Annotated in this window: 13 protein-coding genes and 1 pseudogene; all 14 read left to right on the top strand. The window is 42.8% G+C overall.

Features of this window, described 5'->3' with window-relative positions; all coding sequences use genetic code 11:
- Window positions 1–44: 44 nt before the first annotated feature.
- The 14 genes and pseudogenes from K1I67_RS00645 to K1I67_RS00580 all read left to right on the top strand — a co-directional run bounded on the left by K1I67_RS00645 (window position 45) and on the right by K1I67_RS00580 (window position 15434).
- Complete coding sequence (locus K1I67_RS00645; RefSeq protein ID WP_223338353.1) at window positions 45–218, top strand: hypothetical protein; 174 nt, start codon at window positions 45–47, stop codon at window positions 216–218.
- Window positions 219–526: 308 nt separating this feature from the next.
- Complete coding sequence (locus K1I67_RS00640; protein ID WP_223338352.1) at window positions 527–1126, top strand: DUF4355 domain-containing protein; 600 nt, start codon at window positions 527–529, stop codon at window positions 1124–1126.
- A 3-nt stretch (window positions 1127–1129) separates the two neighbouring features.
- The gene (locus K1I67_RS00635) at window positions 1130–2011 is read left to right on the top strand and encodes a phage major capsid protein (RefSeq protein WP_223338351.1); all 882 of its coding nucleotides are present in this window, start codon (window positions 1130–1132) and stop codon (window positions 2009–2011) included.
- Window positions 2012–2025: 14 nt separating this feature from the next.
- Window positions 2026–2391: a phage head-tail connector protein gene (locus tag K1I67_RS00630; RefSeq protein ID WP_223338350.1), complete on the top strand. Its 366-nt coding sequence runs from the start codon at window positions 2026–2028 to the stop codon at window positions 2389–2391.
- 12 nt (window positions 2392–2403) lie between these two features.
- A complete protein-coding gene (locus K1I67_RS00625) occupies window positions 2404–2682 on the top strand; it encodes a hypothetical protein (protein ID WP_223338349.1) in 279 nt (92 codons plus the stop codon).
- The gene (locus K1I67_RS00620; RefSeq protein ID WP_223338348.1) at window positions 2679–3023 is read left to right on the top strand and encodes an HK97-gp10 family putative phage morphogenesis protein; all 345 of its coding nucleotides are present in this window, start codon (window positions 2679–2681) and stop codon (window positions 3021–3023) included. Before K1I67_RS00625 ends, K1I67_RS00620 begins: the two co-directional genes overlap by 4 nt.
- Before the next feature lie 3 nt (window positions 3024–3026).
- On the top strand, window positions 3027–3392 hold the full coding sequence (locus tag K1I67_RS00615) for a hypothetical protein (protein WP_223338347.1): 366 nt from the start codon (window positions 3027–3029) through the stop codon (window positions 3390–3392).
- A gap of 16 nt (window positions 3393–3408) precedes the next feature.
- Window positions 3409–3990 (top strand): phage major tail protein, TP901-1 family, encoded by a 582-nt coding sequence (locus K1I67_RS00610; RefSeq protein WP_223338346.1) that lies wholly within the window; start codon window positions 3409–3411, stop codon window positions 3988–3990.
- A gap of 68 nt (window positions 3991–4058) precedes the next feature.
- Window positions 4059–4535 (top strand): tail assembly chaperone, encoded by a 477-nt coding sequence (locus K1I67_RS00605; RefSeq protein ID WP_223338345.1) that lies wholly within the window; start codon window positions 4059–4061, stop codon window positions 4533–4535.
- An 811-nt stretch (window positions 4536–5346) separates the two neighbouring features.
- Entirely contained in the window at window positions 5347–9501 is a 4155-nt protein-coding gene (locus tag K1I67_RS00600) for a phage tail tape measure protein (protein WP_223338344.1), read from the top strand.
- Between the two features lie 9 nt (window positions 9502–9510).
- Entirely contained in the window at window positions 9511–10368 is an 858-nt protein-coding gene (locus tag K1I67_RS00595; RefSeq protein WP_223338343.1) for a phage tail protein, read from the top strand.
- Window positions 10369–10382: 14 nt separating this feature from the next.
- Window positions 10383–14390: pseudogene (locus K1I67_RS00590) on the top strand (phage tail protein); the annotation flags it as partial.
- A gap of 169 nt (window positions 14391–14559) precedes the next feature.
- Entirely contained in the window at window positions 14560–14808 is a 249-nt protein-coding gene (locus K1I67_RS00585) for a hypothetical protein (RefSeq protein WP_223338341.1), read from the top strand.
- A 14-nt stretch (window positions 14809–14822) separates the two neighbouring features.
- Window positions 14823–15434, top strand: a complete 612-nt coding sequence (locus tag K1I67_RS00580) for a hypothetical protein (RefSeq protein ID WP_223338340.1) — start codon at window positions 14823–14825, stop codon at window positions 15432–15434.
- Window positions 15435–15443: the final 9 nt, after the last annotated feature.

Raw genomic sequence — 15443 nt, 5'->3', positions numbered from 1 at the left:
GATAGTAATCTAGGCGCTTTTTTCGTGCTCAGAAAGGATTGAAAATGGATACAGCAAAAATTAGGATAACTAACGTAGAATTTTTAGGAACAGGCGAAATTGAATCAGCAACAGTGAAATTAGAGTTAAAAATTTATGGAACGGATACATTCACTGCGATTGAGTTACTACCTAAAATATTAACCGACATTTCTTCATTATCGTATGAAGTTGATTAATTGTAACTTAGAAAGGAGTAAAATATGTTTATTTGGGAATGGGTAACAATCGCTTTTGGGTGGCTGATATTCCTACTGCTAATATCTTTTATCTTTTTGTTTATTAAAAACTTAAACAAAGAGTTCAAAAATAGAAAGCAGGTGATCCAGAATCTTGACTTGCAGGAATAGACTGCTATAAACCGTATGGAACCCCGTACGGTTTTTATATTGTCCAAACTGTACCGATGACAATAAAAGCTGTATTGTTTCGCCGCCGGGCGTAAAGCGAGATTATCGAGTGGCGACGTAATCGCTGGAGGACAATTATGTCAGAAGAAATCAACGGAACTGTATCTACTGAATCAACTGAGACTGTCGACACTCAGAATGAGAAAAAAGTGGAAACAGAATCAAATGCAGGTAGCGAGAAGCACGAACGTACATTCACTCGCGCAGAAATCGGAAAAATGTTGGCTGCTGAACGGTCAAAATGGGAAGCTGAACAAGCTACGGCGCTCGAACAAGCTAAAAGCGAAGGTGAGCGACTGGCTAAGCTGACTGAGGACGAACGTGCCAGAGAGGAAGAAGCGAAACGAATCGCTGAATTGGAAAAGCGCGAGCAGGATATAGCCGAGCGCGAAATGAAGCTGGCCACTCAATCTCTTTTGGCAGATGAAGGTTTGCCACAAGAATTTTTAGATCATGTGCTTGCTCCGACTGCCGAAGAAGTAAAGGCTAAAATTACGGCTTTGCGAACTGTATTTGATAGCGAAGTTGAAAAGCGTGTGAACGAACGACTGGTTCAGAGCGCGCCGCGTCGTGGTACTACAACAGGAATCACGAAAGAACAAATTATGGCAATTGAAGATACTGACAAGCGTCAGGCTGCGATTGCTGAAAACATTCAATTATTTAGAAAGGGCTAGAATATGGCTGAAGCAAAACTAACAACAATGGCTAATCTGGGCGAAATTAAGTCCATCGATTTTGTTAACAAATTTTCAAAAAATATCAATGATCTATTGACACTTCTTGGGGTCACACGTCGTCAAGAATTGACAAGTGATCTCAAAATCCAAACTTATAAATGGACCGCAGACGTGAACGCAACCAACCCGGCAGAGGGTGAAGATATTCCGCTTTCTCAAATGGTTCGCGCAAAAGCGCAAGCATACGAGGTCGCTTGGTTCAAAAAACGTCGTTCCGTGTCAGCGGAAGCAATCGCTCGTCACGGTGCGTCAGTAGCAATCACAGAAGCTGATACTCGTCTTATGCGCGAGATTCAAAACGGAATTAAGGAGCAATTCTTTACATTCTTGAAAGCAAACCCAACTAAAAACAAAGGTAAAGGATTGCAAGGCGCACTTGCTCAAGCGTGGGCAAAAATCGCAACTTTCAACGAATTTGAAGGATCTCCAGTCGTTACTTTCGTGAATCCGGTTGACGCTGCTGAATACCTTGGAAACGCTGGCGTAGGTGCTAACGCTTCTAACGTCTTCGGAATGACTTTGCTCAAGAATTTCTTGGGTATGCAAAACGTGATCGTGATGAACGGTGTACCAGAAGGGAAAATCTACACGACAGCAATCGAAAATCTCGTCTTTGCAAACTTGAACGTTGCAAGTGGTGATCTTGGCGGATTGTTTGCGGACTTCACAGATGAAACTGGACTTATCGCAGTGGCTCGCGATCGTGCATTGAAGAATCTCACTTTCGAGTCTGTATTCTTTGGAGCAAACGTTCTCTTTGCTGAAATTCCAGAAGGTGTCGTTGAAACTACTATCGAAAAACCTGCAGCAGTAGCAGCCTAATTAGGAGGTGAACGATGGCAGCTATTGAGCTAGAAAGAGCAACGAAAGAGATTCGCTTGCTGAAAGGAATTCCAAAGAGCGATCAGGAACAAGACGATTTATTGGCCCTAATAGTACGGGATAGCTTCGAGCGTATGATCGCTTACGTCAACCGATTTTCTGATTCACAGCTTGAGGAATTGCCCGAGACGGTGGCGTATATCCTTCGTGACGTGGCTGTCAGTCGATTCAACCGCCTAAACTCCGAAGGCGCAACCACTGACAGCGAAGAAGGCCGGAGCTTTACGTGGGAGGATGGCTATCTAACAGATGATAACAAGGCCGTACTAGAAGGCCTCGCGGTGAAACATCGCGCCCGTGGGATCGCTAGATTTATTTAAAAGGGGGCGCGTATGATTTATAATGATCGCGTAACCTTGATTTTTGAAAAACGCCCAACGGACGAGCTATTGGACAAGGTGGAGAAGAAAAAGAGCTTCCCCGTTCCTTGTATGCGCAATGCCATGTCTAATTATGAAATGATGGGGCTCTTTGGAAAGTATGACTTTGACGCGTTCAAACTTCACTTACAAGGAATCCATCGGGATTTTTCCGAAGTCATTTACAAGGGGCAAAAAATGAAAATCAAGGGCAAAAGATATCATCATAATAGTACGGTGATTTACTTATGAGCCTATCTTATAAAGTCAAGGGGCTCGATAAGTACATTCGACGTGTCCAGAATAAGCCGAAACAAGCAAGGCGAGCCGTAAGTGCTGAATTGCACAGATCGGCCTTGCGAGTAGAACGAAAAGCCAAAATAAAAGCAGCAGTCGATACCGGATTCATGCGAAACGGGATTTTTGTTGCTCGGCTGGGTATGTTACGGTACAAGGTAACGTCCCCGGCGGGTTATTCGGTCTATGTCGAACTCGGAACGCGTAAAATGAAAGCCCAACCATTCCTCGGGCCGGCCGTAAAAGAAGAAAGCGAGGTTCTATTCAAGAATCTACGCAAAATGTTTAGGAGGTGATCCATGGAATTTGAAGCACCTTCGATCAAGACACTCGCGGAATTGCGAGAAAAATTGAAGCCGTTGAACATTCCGATCTATTTCAACATTCCAGATTCAAACGTACTCGAGCCGTTTTTGGTGATCGGGCAAACGAGCTCGGACACCTCGAAAACGGTCCAGACGGGGCTTATAATCGAGGATTTAAGCATCCAAATAGATATATTCTTACCGGACGACGAAAGTCGCGGAGGAGTCGAGAGAGTGCGATCAGAAGCGATCAGACGAATCGGTCGGAATAATCGGATGGCGTCAACCGTCTTGAAAGATGACTCAATAGGCCGGGAGGTCTATCATATCGTTATTAACTTAACAGAAATTATATTTTAAAAAGGAGCACTTATAAATGAGTGAAGCAGAAGACAAGGCAAAAATCAAAATTACGATCGCGAAGCCGGTCGTAGGTAAGAAAGTATTTTACTTTATCCAGTCAATCCACGCAGAAAAAGGTACGGGAGCAATGCTTCCAGCTTATCGTAAAGATGGCTCTACTACTATGGGTGGGGAATACATCGACGAGCAAACGCAACAAGGGCGTTTGCTTGAAAAAGCAACAGACGAGCACTCAATCGAGTTGGCTCAATACTTTGCACCAAAAGATCCATCAGTTCAAGTTATCTTGGACGCTCAAAAAACGGGTGAATCAGTCAAAATCTGGCGCGTTATTGTCGATGAAAGCGTAAAAGACACGTCGACTGGAAAAGACACTTATCCAGCGCAATTCGGTTATGGTAAAATTACAGACGATATTGAATTCGACGACGCAATCGATGGATTTACTGAACTTACTTATACAGTCGGTATCGTTGGACGTCTTCGCAACGGGAAATTCCCGCTTTCAACGGAAGAAATTAATATGCTTAACGAAGTATATGATTACCAAAATCCGGGCGAAACAACTGGCGATTACAACAACATCACACGCTAATTTTTCAAGCAAGAGGGCCGTCAAAAGCCCTTTTGCTTTTATTTTTTTAACCAAAAGGAGTATAAACTATGGAATTTACAGTCGGAAGCCGTGCAATCGAAATTAAGTTTGATTATATGCTTATGTTTAAAGTTAATCGTGAATTATCGAGTCGTGACGAAAACGGACAACCGAATGAGGACGGCGTGGGGGCTCTATTCCTTCGAGTAGTTGAGCGTAACGATTCGGCTTTGGTTGATTTAATTAAGTTATGCGCAAGCAAGAAAGCGAAAGCTGTTTCAGACGAGGAAGCATTGACAGCTATTTCAGTTAAATTGGAAGAATTGGACGCGACAACTACCGAGCCTATCTTTAAAGCTATTGAAGAAGAAATGGTGGATTCAGGTTTTTTCAACGAAAAAGTTTTGAAGTATATCGAGAAGCTCGAATTGGCCTTGAAGTATTTGAAAGCGAAAGCGGAAACAGCTCAAGATCAAGCAACGGCACAATTCCAGATCGAACAAACGGAAGCACAAGTTGGAAGGTTGAAGAACGCAATCTCTTAATCGAGTGCGCCCGTTTAGGTCTAACAGATACACGAATTATTTATTCTTGCAGCAAAAGGGAGCTTGACGCGATTCGCGAAGGTCTATACTATCGCAGTATCGAAGAAAGAGAAAATCTTGTCGAGCTTGCCTTCAATTTACGATACACGCTTAACGCTAAAAAAGCGGAAGTAAGCAAGCTAAGCAAGAAAAAGGATCGTGACAAAGTTAGACGCTTATTCAGTCCAAAAGATAACGACAATAGAAACAACGAGGATTTACTCGCGAAAATTGAACGATTGAACGAGCATTTCCGAAATAGACATTAAAAAAAGAAAAAGGAGGTGAAGTGATGGCTTTTGATGGCTCAATCGAAGCCCTTATTGGTGCGGATTTAACCGAATACGATAAGGCGATGAACGAGGTCGTGAATTCAACTAAAAAAGCATTTGAAACGGCCGCGCAATCTGCTTCTAAAAGCGCCAATCAGATGATTCGCGAAGTTGGGGAATTAATGAACCGGCTAGCTAGTAATAATCAATCGATAGGCTCTAAAATCGGTCAAGGTCTGACTGGTGGCGTAAAAATCGCTATGGGTGAGCTTCAACGTATCGCTTCAAATATTGGCGCAAAATTGCCCGAACCCTTGAGAAATGGCCTTATCCGTCTATCAAATGATATAAAAGGCATTTTTGGGACGATGAAAAACGAAATTTTGTCGTTCGGTTCAAAAGTTAATTCAGGGTTTAAAAAAGCGTTTAGTTTTGATATCGCAAACGCGATAAAATCACCAAAGAGCGCTTTCGCAGAAATGGCGAATAGTATCGACTCGATGGCAACACGAATCAGCTCGAAAGCTCATTCAATCGGTTCGGTGTTTGCGAATTCTGCTAAAAATATGAGTGGACCTTACAAGACCGCGTTTAATGGCATTGCCAATAGTTTAGCAGCTTTCGAGGCTCGCGTTTTATCGGCAGCGCAACGAGTGACAAGCTCGCTCGGTCAAAGAGTTTTAAACCCTATCAATTCGTCATGGTCCAGCTTGTTTTCAGGCTTGACAACCAAAGTAAACGGCTTCGCGGATCGAGTTAGTAACTCATTCGGTGGACGTTTGTTATCAGCAACGAGCAAGCTCGCGACACACGTCGGAGGAACGCTCGGAAATGCGTTTCAAACAACCGGACAGAAAGCCGTTAGTGCTTTGACTGGAATTGTAAGCCATACGAATAGCGCCGCAAGTGCTTCTAGTGGGTTATTAAAGCAAGTTATCGGAGTTGCTGCTGCATATAAGGCTTTTGATCTTGGAAAACAAGCAATTAAGAGCACGATTTCAAAAGCGGCCGAGTTCGAGGCTAAAATGAGCAATATCAAGGCTGTTACTGGCGAAAGCGCAGAAACGATGAAGAAATTCAACGACGCAGCTATTAAAGCCGGGGCAGATACAGCCTTCTCAGCAGCAGAAGCAGCGGACGCCGTGGGGGAACTAGCAAAAGCTGGGGTTTCCACGCAAGACATTCTAAACGGTGGACTTACCGCGTCGCTAAACTTAGCAACCGCTGGGGAATTGGACTTGAAAGAAGCTGCTGAAATTACATCAACGGCATTGAACGCCTTCCGTCGTGACGGCATGACAGCTACACAAGCGGCAAATCAACTCGCGGGAGCTGCTAACGCGTCAGCAACAGACGTCCACGAATTGAAATATGGTCTTTCCATGGTCGCTCCGGTGGCTTCTGGGCTTGGTCTATCGTTCCGTGATACCACAAACGCCCTCGCAGTATTCGCGCAAAACGGACTTAAAGGTTCAGACGCCGGGACATCGCTCAAGACAATGCTTATGAACTTGCAACCTTCAACAAAGGGGCAATATGAAGCAATGCACGAACTCGGGATCATTACTAAGGACGGGGCTAACCAATTCTTCACGGCGGAAGGCAAAATAAAATCGTTCGCGGAAATTTCTCAAGTTTTGAAAGATAAGTTGGGACATTTAACGGACGCAGAAAAACAAATGGCCTTGAAGACGTTATTCGGTACGGACGCGGTGCGTGCTGCAACTATCGCGATGAACGAGGGAGCAGAAGGCGCAAACAATATGCAAGCCGCTATCGATAAAGTGACGGCGGCTCAAGTAGCGGCAGAAAAATTGAACAACTTAAAAGGGGCTATCGAAGCCTTGAGTGGTTCGTTTGAAACGTTGCAAATTAAGGTCGGGACGGCAGTTTTACCGGTGCTTACAACGTTAGTAAAATACGTTGATAAGTTAGTGGATAAAATTTCCAACTCAAAAGGCTTGCAAACATTCCTTGACGCTTTAAACTCATTGAATCCAGCTCTTAATCAGTTTTTGAACGGAACAAAAATGACCGAGGAACAAGCGGGCAAATTTGAAAGCGTGATGGTTAGATTACAACCAGCTATCGCTGGGGTGGTAGGTGCTTTCGCGTTTGGTCCTGCGACTAAGGGACTGTCCAAAATGACAGGTCTCTTGGGCGAGCTGGGTGGCAAAGTTACAACTTTTGGAAATTCTGCGGGTCTTGTTTTCGGGCACGCAGGGGATTCTATCATTAATTTCACTTCAAAAATCGGAGGAGTACCAGCTATTTTAGGTCGCGCTGGAGGGGAAGCGACTGCAATGGTGGGCCAAATGTCGCAGGGTATCAGCTCTGTCATGAGTGTAGCTTTGGCTGCTATCGGACCTACTGCAATCCTTGGGCTCGTCGTGGCTGGTTTGGGAATCATTAACAACCAATTTGGTACACAAATAGACCAGTTATTAAATACAGTAACGACTAAAGGACCTCAAATCATTCAAAATCTTGTGTCAGGCATAACTAGTCAAATTCCTGCTTTAATAGCATCGGGAGCTGATTTGATTGCTAAATTTGCCAGCGCTTTTGCAACCATGTTCCCTGTCTTGGTACAGGCTGGTGTTGATTTGATTGGTAGCTTGGTTCAAGGAGTAGGGCAGAACGCTACATCTCTAATCAGTTCAGCAGTGACTGTGATTGGAACATTTGTGCAGTCTATTGCTAGTGCACTTCCGCAGTTACTTAGTATGGGTGTTGAATTGCTAGCAAATCTAGTGCAAGGCGTCCTTAATAATCTTCCGCAGATTTTACAGTCAGCTCAACAGGCTGTGACGACATTCTTGACTGGTCTTGGCCAACAAATGCCAAGTATTATTCAGAATGGCATTCAAATCCAACAAAATCTTATTAATGGAATCATCCAATCATTACCAACAATTTTGCAAATTGCGGTACAGGTTATCACATCCTTTATCCAGGGATTGGTATCTAACTTGCCTGCAATAATTCAGGGCGGTATTCAGCTAATAGTGTCTCTTGTGACAGGTTTGATTCAAAACTTGCCACAAATCATAGCTTCAGCTGCTCAAATTGTATCTTCTCTTGTTTCTGGATTGATGCAAGCAACGCCTCAACTGATTCAGGGTGGTCTGCAACTGATCGCACAATTAGTCATCAGTTTGATTGCAGGTTTACCAAAAATTCTTGAAGCTGGCGCAAAAATTATTTTTGAATTAGGCAAGGCGATGTTAACAGCTGTTCCTGAAGCAATCGGTGGAGTAGTTTCAGCAGTAGGAGATTTCTTCGGTGGTATGTGGGATTTTGTTACCGGGAAAACAACCGAAGGAAGCGAAGTTGTTAAGGCTAAGACGACAGAAATGTCGGATCATGTTTCTGCTAAAACGACAGAAATGTCAACAAATGCAACCTTGCAGGCTCAAACCATGCAAACGAATGTCGGTCTTTCCATGGATGCAATGAACCTTGATACTCAAACCAAGGTTAATACTATGAGTACAAATGTCGATACAAGTATGCAAGGTCTTGCAGCAGCTGCCGGTATCGACATGCAGATGTTTAGTAGCAATGTATCTACTAATATGCAACAAGCCCAAACGACTGCAACGACAGAGTCAGCTACAATGAATGCGAATGTGTCAAGCAATTTGAGCGGGTTAAATACAAGTGCTAGCTCTTATTTACAAGCTCTTCAAGTAGACTCAAATACTGCATTCCAGACTGTTCAAAGTAATGCAAGTGCTATTTCTAGTAGTACAGCTGCTGCTGTTTCAGGTAATTATAGCACCATGAGTGGAAATGCGACAGGTTCAGCAAATAGCATGCAAGGATCTACTACCTCAGCATTTTCTACTATGCAGTCTAACGCTGAAAGTAGCTCTCAAGCGGTTGCGAATGCTGTCACAAGTAACTTCAAGAATGCTGAAACTGCTGCGAAAAATGCCATGAACGGTGTTTCTAAGGCTGTTACAGACGGCATGAATAAAGTTACCCAAGCTGCAACTTCAGGCGGAAACAAGATGGCCCAGACATTTGATAGTGCTCTGAACAAGGTTAAGAGTTATGTCCAACAGGGCATGACTGCTGTATCATCTGCTTTTAATAGCGGAATGAATCAAGCAGTCAGCATTTCGTCTTCTGCAAATAGTCAGATTGTGAGTATATTCAATACGCTAGCTAGTCATCTGTACTCTGTTGGTGTTCATGCTGGTTCTGGTCTTTACAATGGACTAGCAAGCATGGCCGGTAGTCTTTACTCACTCGCATATTCAATCGCTTCTAACATTGCAAGCGTGATGCGTTCTGCTCTGGACATCCATTCTCCTTCTCGAGTGATGAAATCTATTGGTGGATTCACAGGTGAGGGGATGTATATCGGTATGTCTGATTGGGTGCGCAGAATCAATGGTGTTGCGAAACAGTATGCGATGGCGATTACAGACCAAAGTTATGGTGTTGATAGCTTGATCACAACTTCAGCCAGTGTGAATAATACTGGTCTGAAATCAAGCTTGGAAAATCTAAGCGATGATGTGAAGAATTCTCAATTATCAAATGCTAAATTTGAAGTCCATAATGAAATTGTGGGTGACAAGATTTATACAACAATCAAAGAGAAAGACGCTAGAGAACAAGCACTTTCTGAATATTTCGCGTAAGGGGGACTCATGGATTTATTGATTGAAAAAGACGGTCGGATTCGGAAATTGTCGGAGCTGGGCTTATATAATATCGCGGTCGATGATTCTTCCCCGGCCGTGGATATTTCAACACGAACGGTAAAAGGTCGCAATGGTCGAATTTTTGACGGCTTGACCTATACCGAAAAAATAATAGAAGTAAAAGCAAGGCTTACTGTCCCAACGATGGAAGCCTTTTTTGATAAAAAAGACGAATTGAATCGATATGTTTTAGGGGATGATGGTTTTTACATTACCAAAATGCACCCAGTACAAGATGACTTGTACGGATTTGAACTACCAGGAGCGAAAACGGGCGAATTAAACCTCGGAACAATACCTCATATAGCATGGAAATATCGTTATAAGGTCGTCAATAATGGTTCGATTGAATATGAGTTCATCGGAAAATCTTCCGCAGGATTGAAATATAACGTTTCTTTTGGTTTTGTAACTTCGGAATTGCCGTATGGCGAAACAGTACCGGAAAATATCACGCTTTCAACAAATACGTTTGATTATGCGGGGACGGCCACACTTAGTCAGTTAGAAGTTCCGTTTATTGTTGAATTAACAGCAAACGCTCAACAAACGAATTTCTTTCTTGAGATTGACGAGCGACGGTTTACATATAATCACGTCCAAACGCCTATCCAATCGGGAAATAAATTAAGGCTTACAGGAATGGAAACACGATTATTTACTGGCTCTATTAGTGATAATGTCAATAATCGGACGAATTTCGAGTATTTCGTGATTAAACCAAAAGCGAATAAGAAAATCCCGTGGGCTACGAATTTTAAAGGCACAATCAAGATAATTGGTTTTAAAGAATTATACAAATAGGAAGGAGGGAAACATTGCTTACATTTTACAATGAAAAAGGCGAAGCTTTTGGAGCGCAAGTTGAATTCACAGTCAAAAATGCCGTAAATGGTGAGCGTTCAGTTTCAGGGACTATTATTTCAAATGATAGAGTTTTGTCCGAAATTGATAGGGGCTGGAAATTTGAGCTTAACGGTGAATTTTATAATATTGTTTATGCCAAACCTCGGGACGAGGGGCGCAATCTTTCTGTTTCCTTCGACGCCGTTCACCAATTCTTTTACGACTTCGGGCACTCGAATTGTTATACCGAATTCAATGGATCACATCGTTTTGAAGTGTATATTGAAGCCATCTTTAAAGATAGCGGTTATCGATATCAGATTGGACCAAGAGTACGAGTGAATTCTATTCGTAAAGAGAACTTCGGAAATTCCAAGCGTTTAGAAATGTTTAAAGATATTATAAAAGCTGCTGGACTTGAGTTTTCAGTTTCCGGGAAAGTCGTCCTGATTACTAAAAAAATCGGTGCGGATCTTTCGACGGTCGTCCGAAAAAATTTCAATATGAATGAACTAGTGATTGAAAAAAATATCAACAAATTCATTACATATAAACGCGGACTCGGTGCGTGGAAGGATGAAGAAGACCATAGTAAAGGTCGATATACGTCCGAATATGAAAGTCCACTAGCTAGTATTTATGGACGTATCGAAGGTGAACCAGTAACGGATGAACGTTATAAAAATACCGGCGAGTTATTAAGACGCTTAAAATTTGAAGTGGATAACTCATACTCGATATCAGTCCAACTTGATATGGAAGATTTAACCCGAGCCGGCTATCAATACACGCAACCACGGGCCGGCGATTATATTATGGCTATTAACGAAACGATAGGATTCTGGGAAAAAATTCGGATTGTTTCGTTTGAAAGTTCTTATGACGTCACGGGGCGCTTGATTAACCATAAAGTCACTTGTAACGATATCGGAAGCGTTCAAAAACAAATAAGCTCGGAAGGCTCAATCATTCGCAGCGTGGGACAAAGTAAAGAATACGCAGAAAGCGCTCTAGCGGTAGCTACAAAGGCGCTTGCTAGTGCGGATGGTAAGAATACGGTCTATTATGGTGCAACTAAACCAAAAGATGAGCCAATCGGAACAATAAGACGTGGTGATATTCTTTACTTAACGGCTGGTGAAGATACAGAAATGTATACCTGGAACGGGGCAGAGTGGGAGCTTAGAAAGTTAAAACTTGATACAGCGGAATTTGAAAAAAAATTCGATGAAGTCAAGAAAGCGGTAGAACAAGCAAGTGAAGAAAACAAACGCAGAAGTGACGAAGCCTTTAAAAAAGCTGGAACTAGTGAAGATTTAGCTAAAGAAGCGAAGCGGATTGGGTTGGATTCTGTTTCCAAACTTGATGAGTTTAAGAGACAGGCTACGAACGCTCAGACGGCTTTGTCAGGCGATTTGGGCGTTCTGAAACGGACTATCGCAAACGATATTCGACCGAAGCAAGAACAGGTTACAGCTGAGATTGAGAAGCAAGTAAAGGCACTTATCCAGACCAAGAATGAATTGGCTGGTGTGAAGTCAGCGCAAGCAACGTATGAAGAGATGACGACTCGTAGACTGGCAGAACTGACCAACTTGGCCAATGGCAAGGCAAGCAAGTCAGAACTCACGCAGACAGCCGAGGAGCTGGCTAGTAAAATAGCTAGTGTGAGGGTCGGAGGAGTCAACCTATTTAAAGGCTCGAAAGATTTCAGCGGTTCTTGGGTAAACCTCGGCAATTGGACGAGAGAGTCAGAGAAATATCAAGGCATGACTGTCATGAGCCGAGTAGGTACATGGTTCGGCATATCACAGGCTTTTGAAACCCAAAAAGGCGAAGTCTATACTCTCTCGTTCTACATCAAGAGTAGCATCGATAGAGATCGGATAAATGTGTATTTCACACATGCTTCAACCAATCAGCGTGCTAGAACATCGCCATACATGTCCTCAGTGGCTATTTCAAACGAATGGCAGCGAACTTCTGTGACTTTCGAAATTACAGAATCAGGATTTATTTTGCCACGCATCGAGAGATTCAATACTGAAGCTCCTGTATATGTTGCAGGTCTTAAGTTGGAACGAGGGAATATCTCGACTGATTACAGTGAAGCTCCTGAAGATATAGAAGGTCAGATTTCAATTGTTGAATCCAGTTTCAGACAGCGTGCTGATGCACTCGATGCTGGGGTGAGTCGTCTGACTGAAGGTCTTAGAACCAAAGCGGATATCAGCTCACTCAACGTGACTGCTGAGAATATCAGGCAGTCTGTGAAGAGTCTTGAGACAGACACACAGAACAAGCTAAATCAGATGTTGAGTCTGGCTGAATTTGAGGTGAGAGCAAGCTCTATCCGTCAGGAAATCCTGAACGCAACCAAGGATAAAGCAGATAAGACCTTAGTTGTAGCTGAAGCTGGTAAACTGCGTACAGAATTGTCAACTGTTCAGGACTATGTCAATAAAGACGGTCAGCGAAAGGAAGAACTACAACGCTACACTCGTGAGGAGAGTGCTCGTCAAGTTAATGCAGTGCGTGAGCAGATATCCAGAGAATATGTTGGTAAATCAACCCACCAGGAAGATGTGAGAGGCATTGAGCGTAGGTTTGAAGCTATTACCAACCCTCAGAATGGCACGATAGCGACTCAGATTGCCAATTACAAGCAATCAGTTGATGGCAGATTAGCAGGCATCATTTCTCAGATTGCTGGCAAGGCTAACCAAACGGACTTCCAGCGAGTGCAAGAGACTAGTCGCCTCTATGAGCGCATTCTGGGCAATACTAACAATAGTATCGCAGACAATGTGGCTCGTATGGCTATGACTAGTCAGTTATTCCAGGTCGAGGTTGGGAAGTATAGTGTAAGTGGACCTAACCTCATTAAGAATAGTGATTTTAAAAATGGTACTAAGGAATGGGCATCTACTCGAAATTTAGGAAGATTAGTTAAGCATGACTTTTACCACAATAGTCAGAAAGACCTCATGCGTCTAAGTAATTCGACTCAAAGAGAGAATCACTTGGATAGTCATCGTTTTGAACTCGAACGAAATACTGACTATATGCTGAATTTTCGAGGTTTTAACAATAGTCGTTTATTAAGCTATGATGTTTTTATTTTGGGACGAAGAGCAGGCGAGAGTAATGGATTCACAATCATTAAGCAAATTGTTAGTGGTAAGAAACTATCTACCGCTAGGTGCGAAGATATTTCAGTAACTTTTAATTCTGGAGAAATGGATAATGCGTTCATTCGTTTTGATAACAATGGATCATCATCAGGAACCGCTGATTTGTACATTACAGAAATCGATTTGTATAAGGGATATAAACCTCGTGCATGGCAACCACATCCAGAAGACGCAGTCGCAGATGCGAATGCGAAGCTTGAAGCAACTCAAACAAAAATGACTCAACTGGCTGGTTCGTGGGCTGTTCAAAATCTGACCAGTGCTGGTGCTTTGGTTTCAGGTCTTAATCTTGGCGCTAACGGTCATAATCGACTTGACGGGAAATTGACCCATATAACTGGCGAGACTCTGATTGATAATGCCGTGATTAAAGATGGGATGATTGCTAGCCTATCTGCTAGTAAAATTACTGCTGGAACGATTGATGCAAGCAAAATCAACGTTATTAACGTTAACGCTAGCAGTATCTTAGCCGGCACGCTAACCGGTATGAAGATTAGAGGCGGTCAGATTGATTCCATCAATGGAAATATGCGCATAAATTTACAGACGAACCAATTTATATTTAACGGACGAGCTGGTATCGAGTTTAAATCACCCGGAAACTCACTAGAATTTAATTCTGGAGGGCGTAAGGCATTCCTTGCTCCCACAGTGTCAGAAGGGACTAATTATGCAGCATTTGCTTTCGGTGTCAACGACCGAGGAAGCCACAACCCGAACAGAGACTTTGTCGGTTTGAAAATCTTCAATGAACCAGATGCTAGACAGGTCGTAATTGTTGGCGATCTCATACTAACAAGCTATGCCAATCAAGGTATTCAAACAACCTCGTTAAAAAAAATGTTTGAATTGATAAATGACAACTTTAAACGACTAAGAGAATTTCGTGTACAGAACGGGGAAGGTTCGCCCGGATTTTGGGATGTTACACTGTGACAGAGAGGAAGAAATAATGAACACAACAGACAAAGTTATTAACAATTTAGGCATTCAGATAGCTAATAAAAGTATCTCAGAGGCTTTCAATCTTGCTGAACGTGACGAGGCGCTAGCTGAGTTGAAACAAGTTAAAAATGAGCGTGACGAGGCACTGTCGAGCTTAGAAAATATCAAGTTAGGTTTTGAGGGAATGAATAAGATTCTACAATCTGATGAACGACTTAAAAGCCTCTATGAGGAAGTTAAAGCTAAACAAATTTAGAAAGGATGATTTAAATGGAATTTAAAATCATTAACAAATACTTGCAAGAAGAAGGACGCACCTTCGTTTCAATCCGTTCAGCGAACCCTTACACGGCCTTTGAGCGTGTTTTGATTGGGGACCGTACCAACGAATCAGATGAAGTACTGATCCAAGCTGTACTTGGCCAAGTTGCGACCGAGTTAAACCCGGCTGATGGTGTCAAGAAGTTACAAGAGGACTTACACACTCAAGCGCAAGAGTACGAAGTAAAACTCGCGAAGAAAGACGAAAAAATTCAAAAAGTGAAAGAAGTTGCAGAATGGAGCGTTCTCGCTCGCGTAACTGATATTGACCACCCGCTGGACCCTACAGTCTTTAAACGTGGCCTGGAGTTGGTTGATCTTGGTAAAGTTGGCGCAACCTATCCAGCACAAGCGATCTTCGCGATCGAGGATCCGAATCATACAGAGAAATTTAGCGAAGGTAAGCGCGTCATGGTCCAAGTAAACCAGCCGTTTACTTATCAAGGTGAAACGCTTAAGCAGTTGGAAGTATTGGAGCAAAACGGAAAAATTGGACTTTGGAAGTGGGAAGTACCAAAAAACGAAAGTGATCTTGAAACCACTCGAGTTCCTGCACAGTAGATTGGAAGT

The organism is Streptococcus infantis, from assembly GCF_019929575.1.
Lineage (GTDB): Bacteria > Bacillota > Bacilli > Lactobacillales > Streptococcaceae > Streptococcus > Streptococcus infantis_L.
Note: the sequence above shows the minus strand (reverse complement) of the source record. Positions and strands in the feature narration are given on the sequence as shown.

Coding starts and splice junctions, on each gene's coding strand:
- K1I67_RS00640 (WP_223338352.1), top strand. CDS start 527: ATGTCAGAAGAAATCAACGGAACTGTATCTACTGAATCAACTGAGACT.
- K1I67_RS00585 (WP_223338341.1), top strand. CDS start 14,560: ATGAACACAACAGACAAAGTTATTAACAATTTAGGCATTCAGATAGCT.
- K1I67_RS00600 (WP_223338344.1), top strand. CDS start 5,347: ATGGCAACACGAATCAGCTCGAAAGCTCATTCAATCGGTTCGGTGTTT.
- K1I67_RS00645 (WP_223338353.1), top strand. CDS start 45: ATGGATACAGCAAAAATTAGGATAACTAACGTAGAATTTTTAGGAACA.
- K1I67_RS00610 (WP_223338346.1), top strand. CDS start 3,409: ATGAGTGAAGCAGAAGACAAGGCAAAAATCAAAATTACGATCGCGAAG.
- K1I67_RS00605 (WP_223338345.1), top strand. CDS start 4,059: ATGGAATTTACAGTCGGAAGCCGTGCAATCGAAATTAAGTTTGATTAT.
- K1I67_RS00580 (WP_223338340.1), top strand. CDS start 14,823: ATGGAATTTAAAATCATTAACAAATACTTGCAAGAAGAAGGACGCACC.
- K1I67_RS00630 (WP_223338350.1), top strand. CDS start 2,026: ATGGCAGCTATTGAGCTAGAAAGAGCAACGAAAGAGATTCGCTTGCTG.
- K1I67_RS00615 (WP_223338347.1), top strand. CDS start 3,027: ATGGAATTTGAAGCACCTTCGATCAAGACACTCGCGGAATTGCGAGAA.
- K1I67_RS00625 (WP_223338349.1), top strand. CDS start 2,404: ATGATTTATAATGATCGCGTAACCTTGATTTTTGAAAAACGCCCAACG.
- K1I67_RS00635 (WP_223338351.1), top strand. CDS start 1,130: ATGGCTGAAGCAAAACTAACAACAATGGCTAATCTGGGCGAAATTAAG.
- K1I67_RS00595 (WP_223338343.1), top strand. CDS start 9,511: ATGGATTTATTGATTGAAAAAGACGGTCGGATTCGGAAATTGTCGGAG.
- K1I67_RS00620 (WP_223338348.1), top strand. CDS start 2,679: ATGAGCCTATCTTATAAAGTCAAGGGGCTCGATAAGTACATTCGACGT.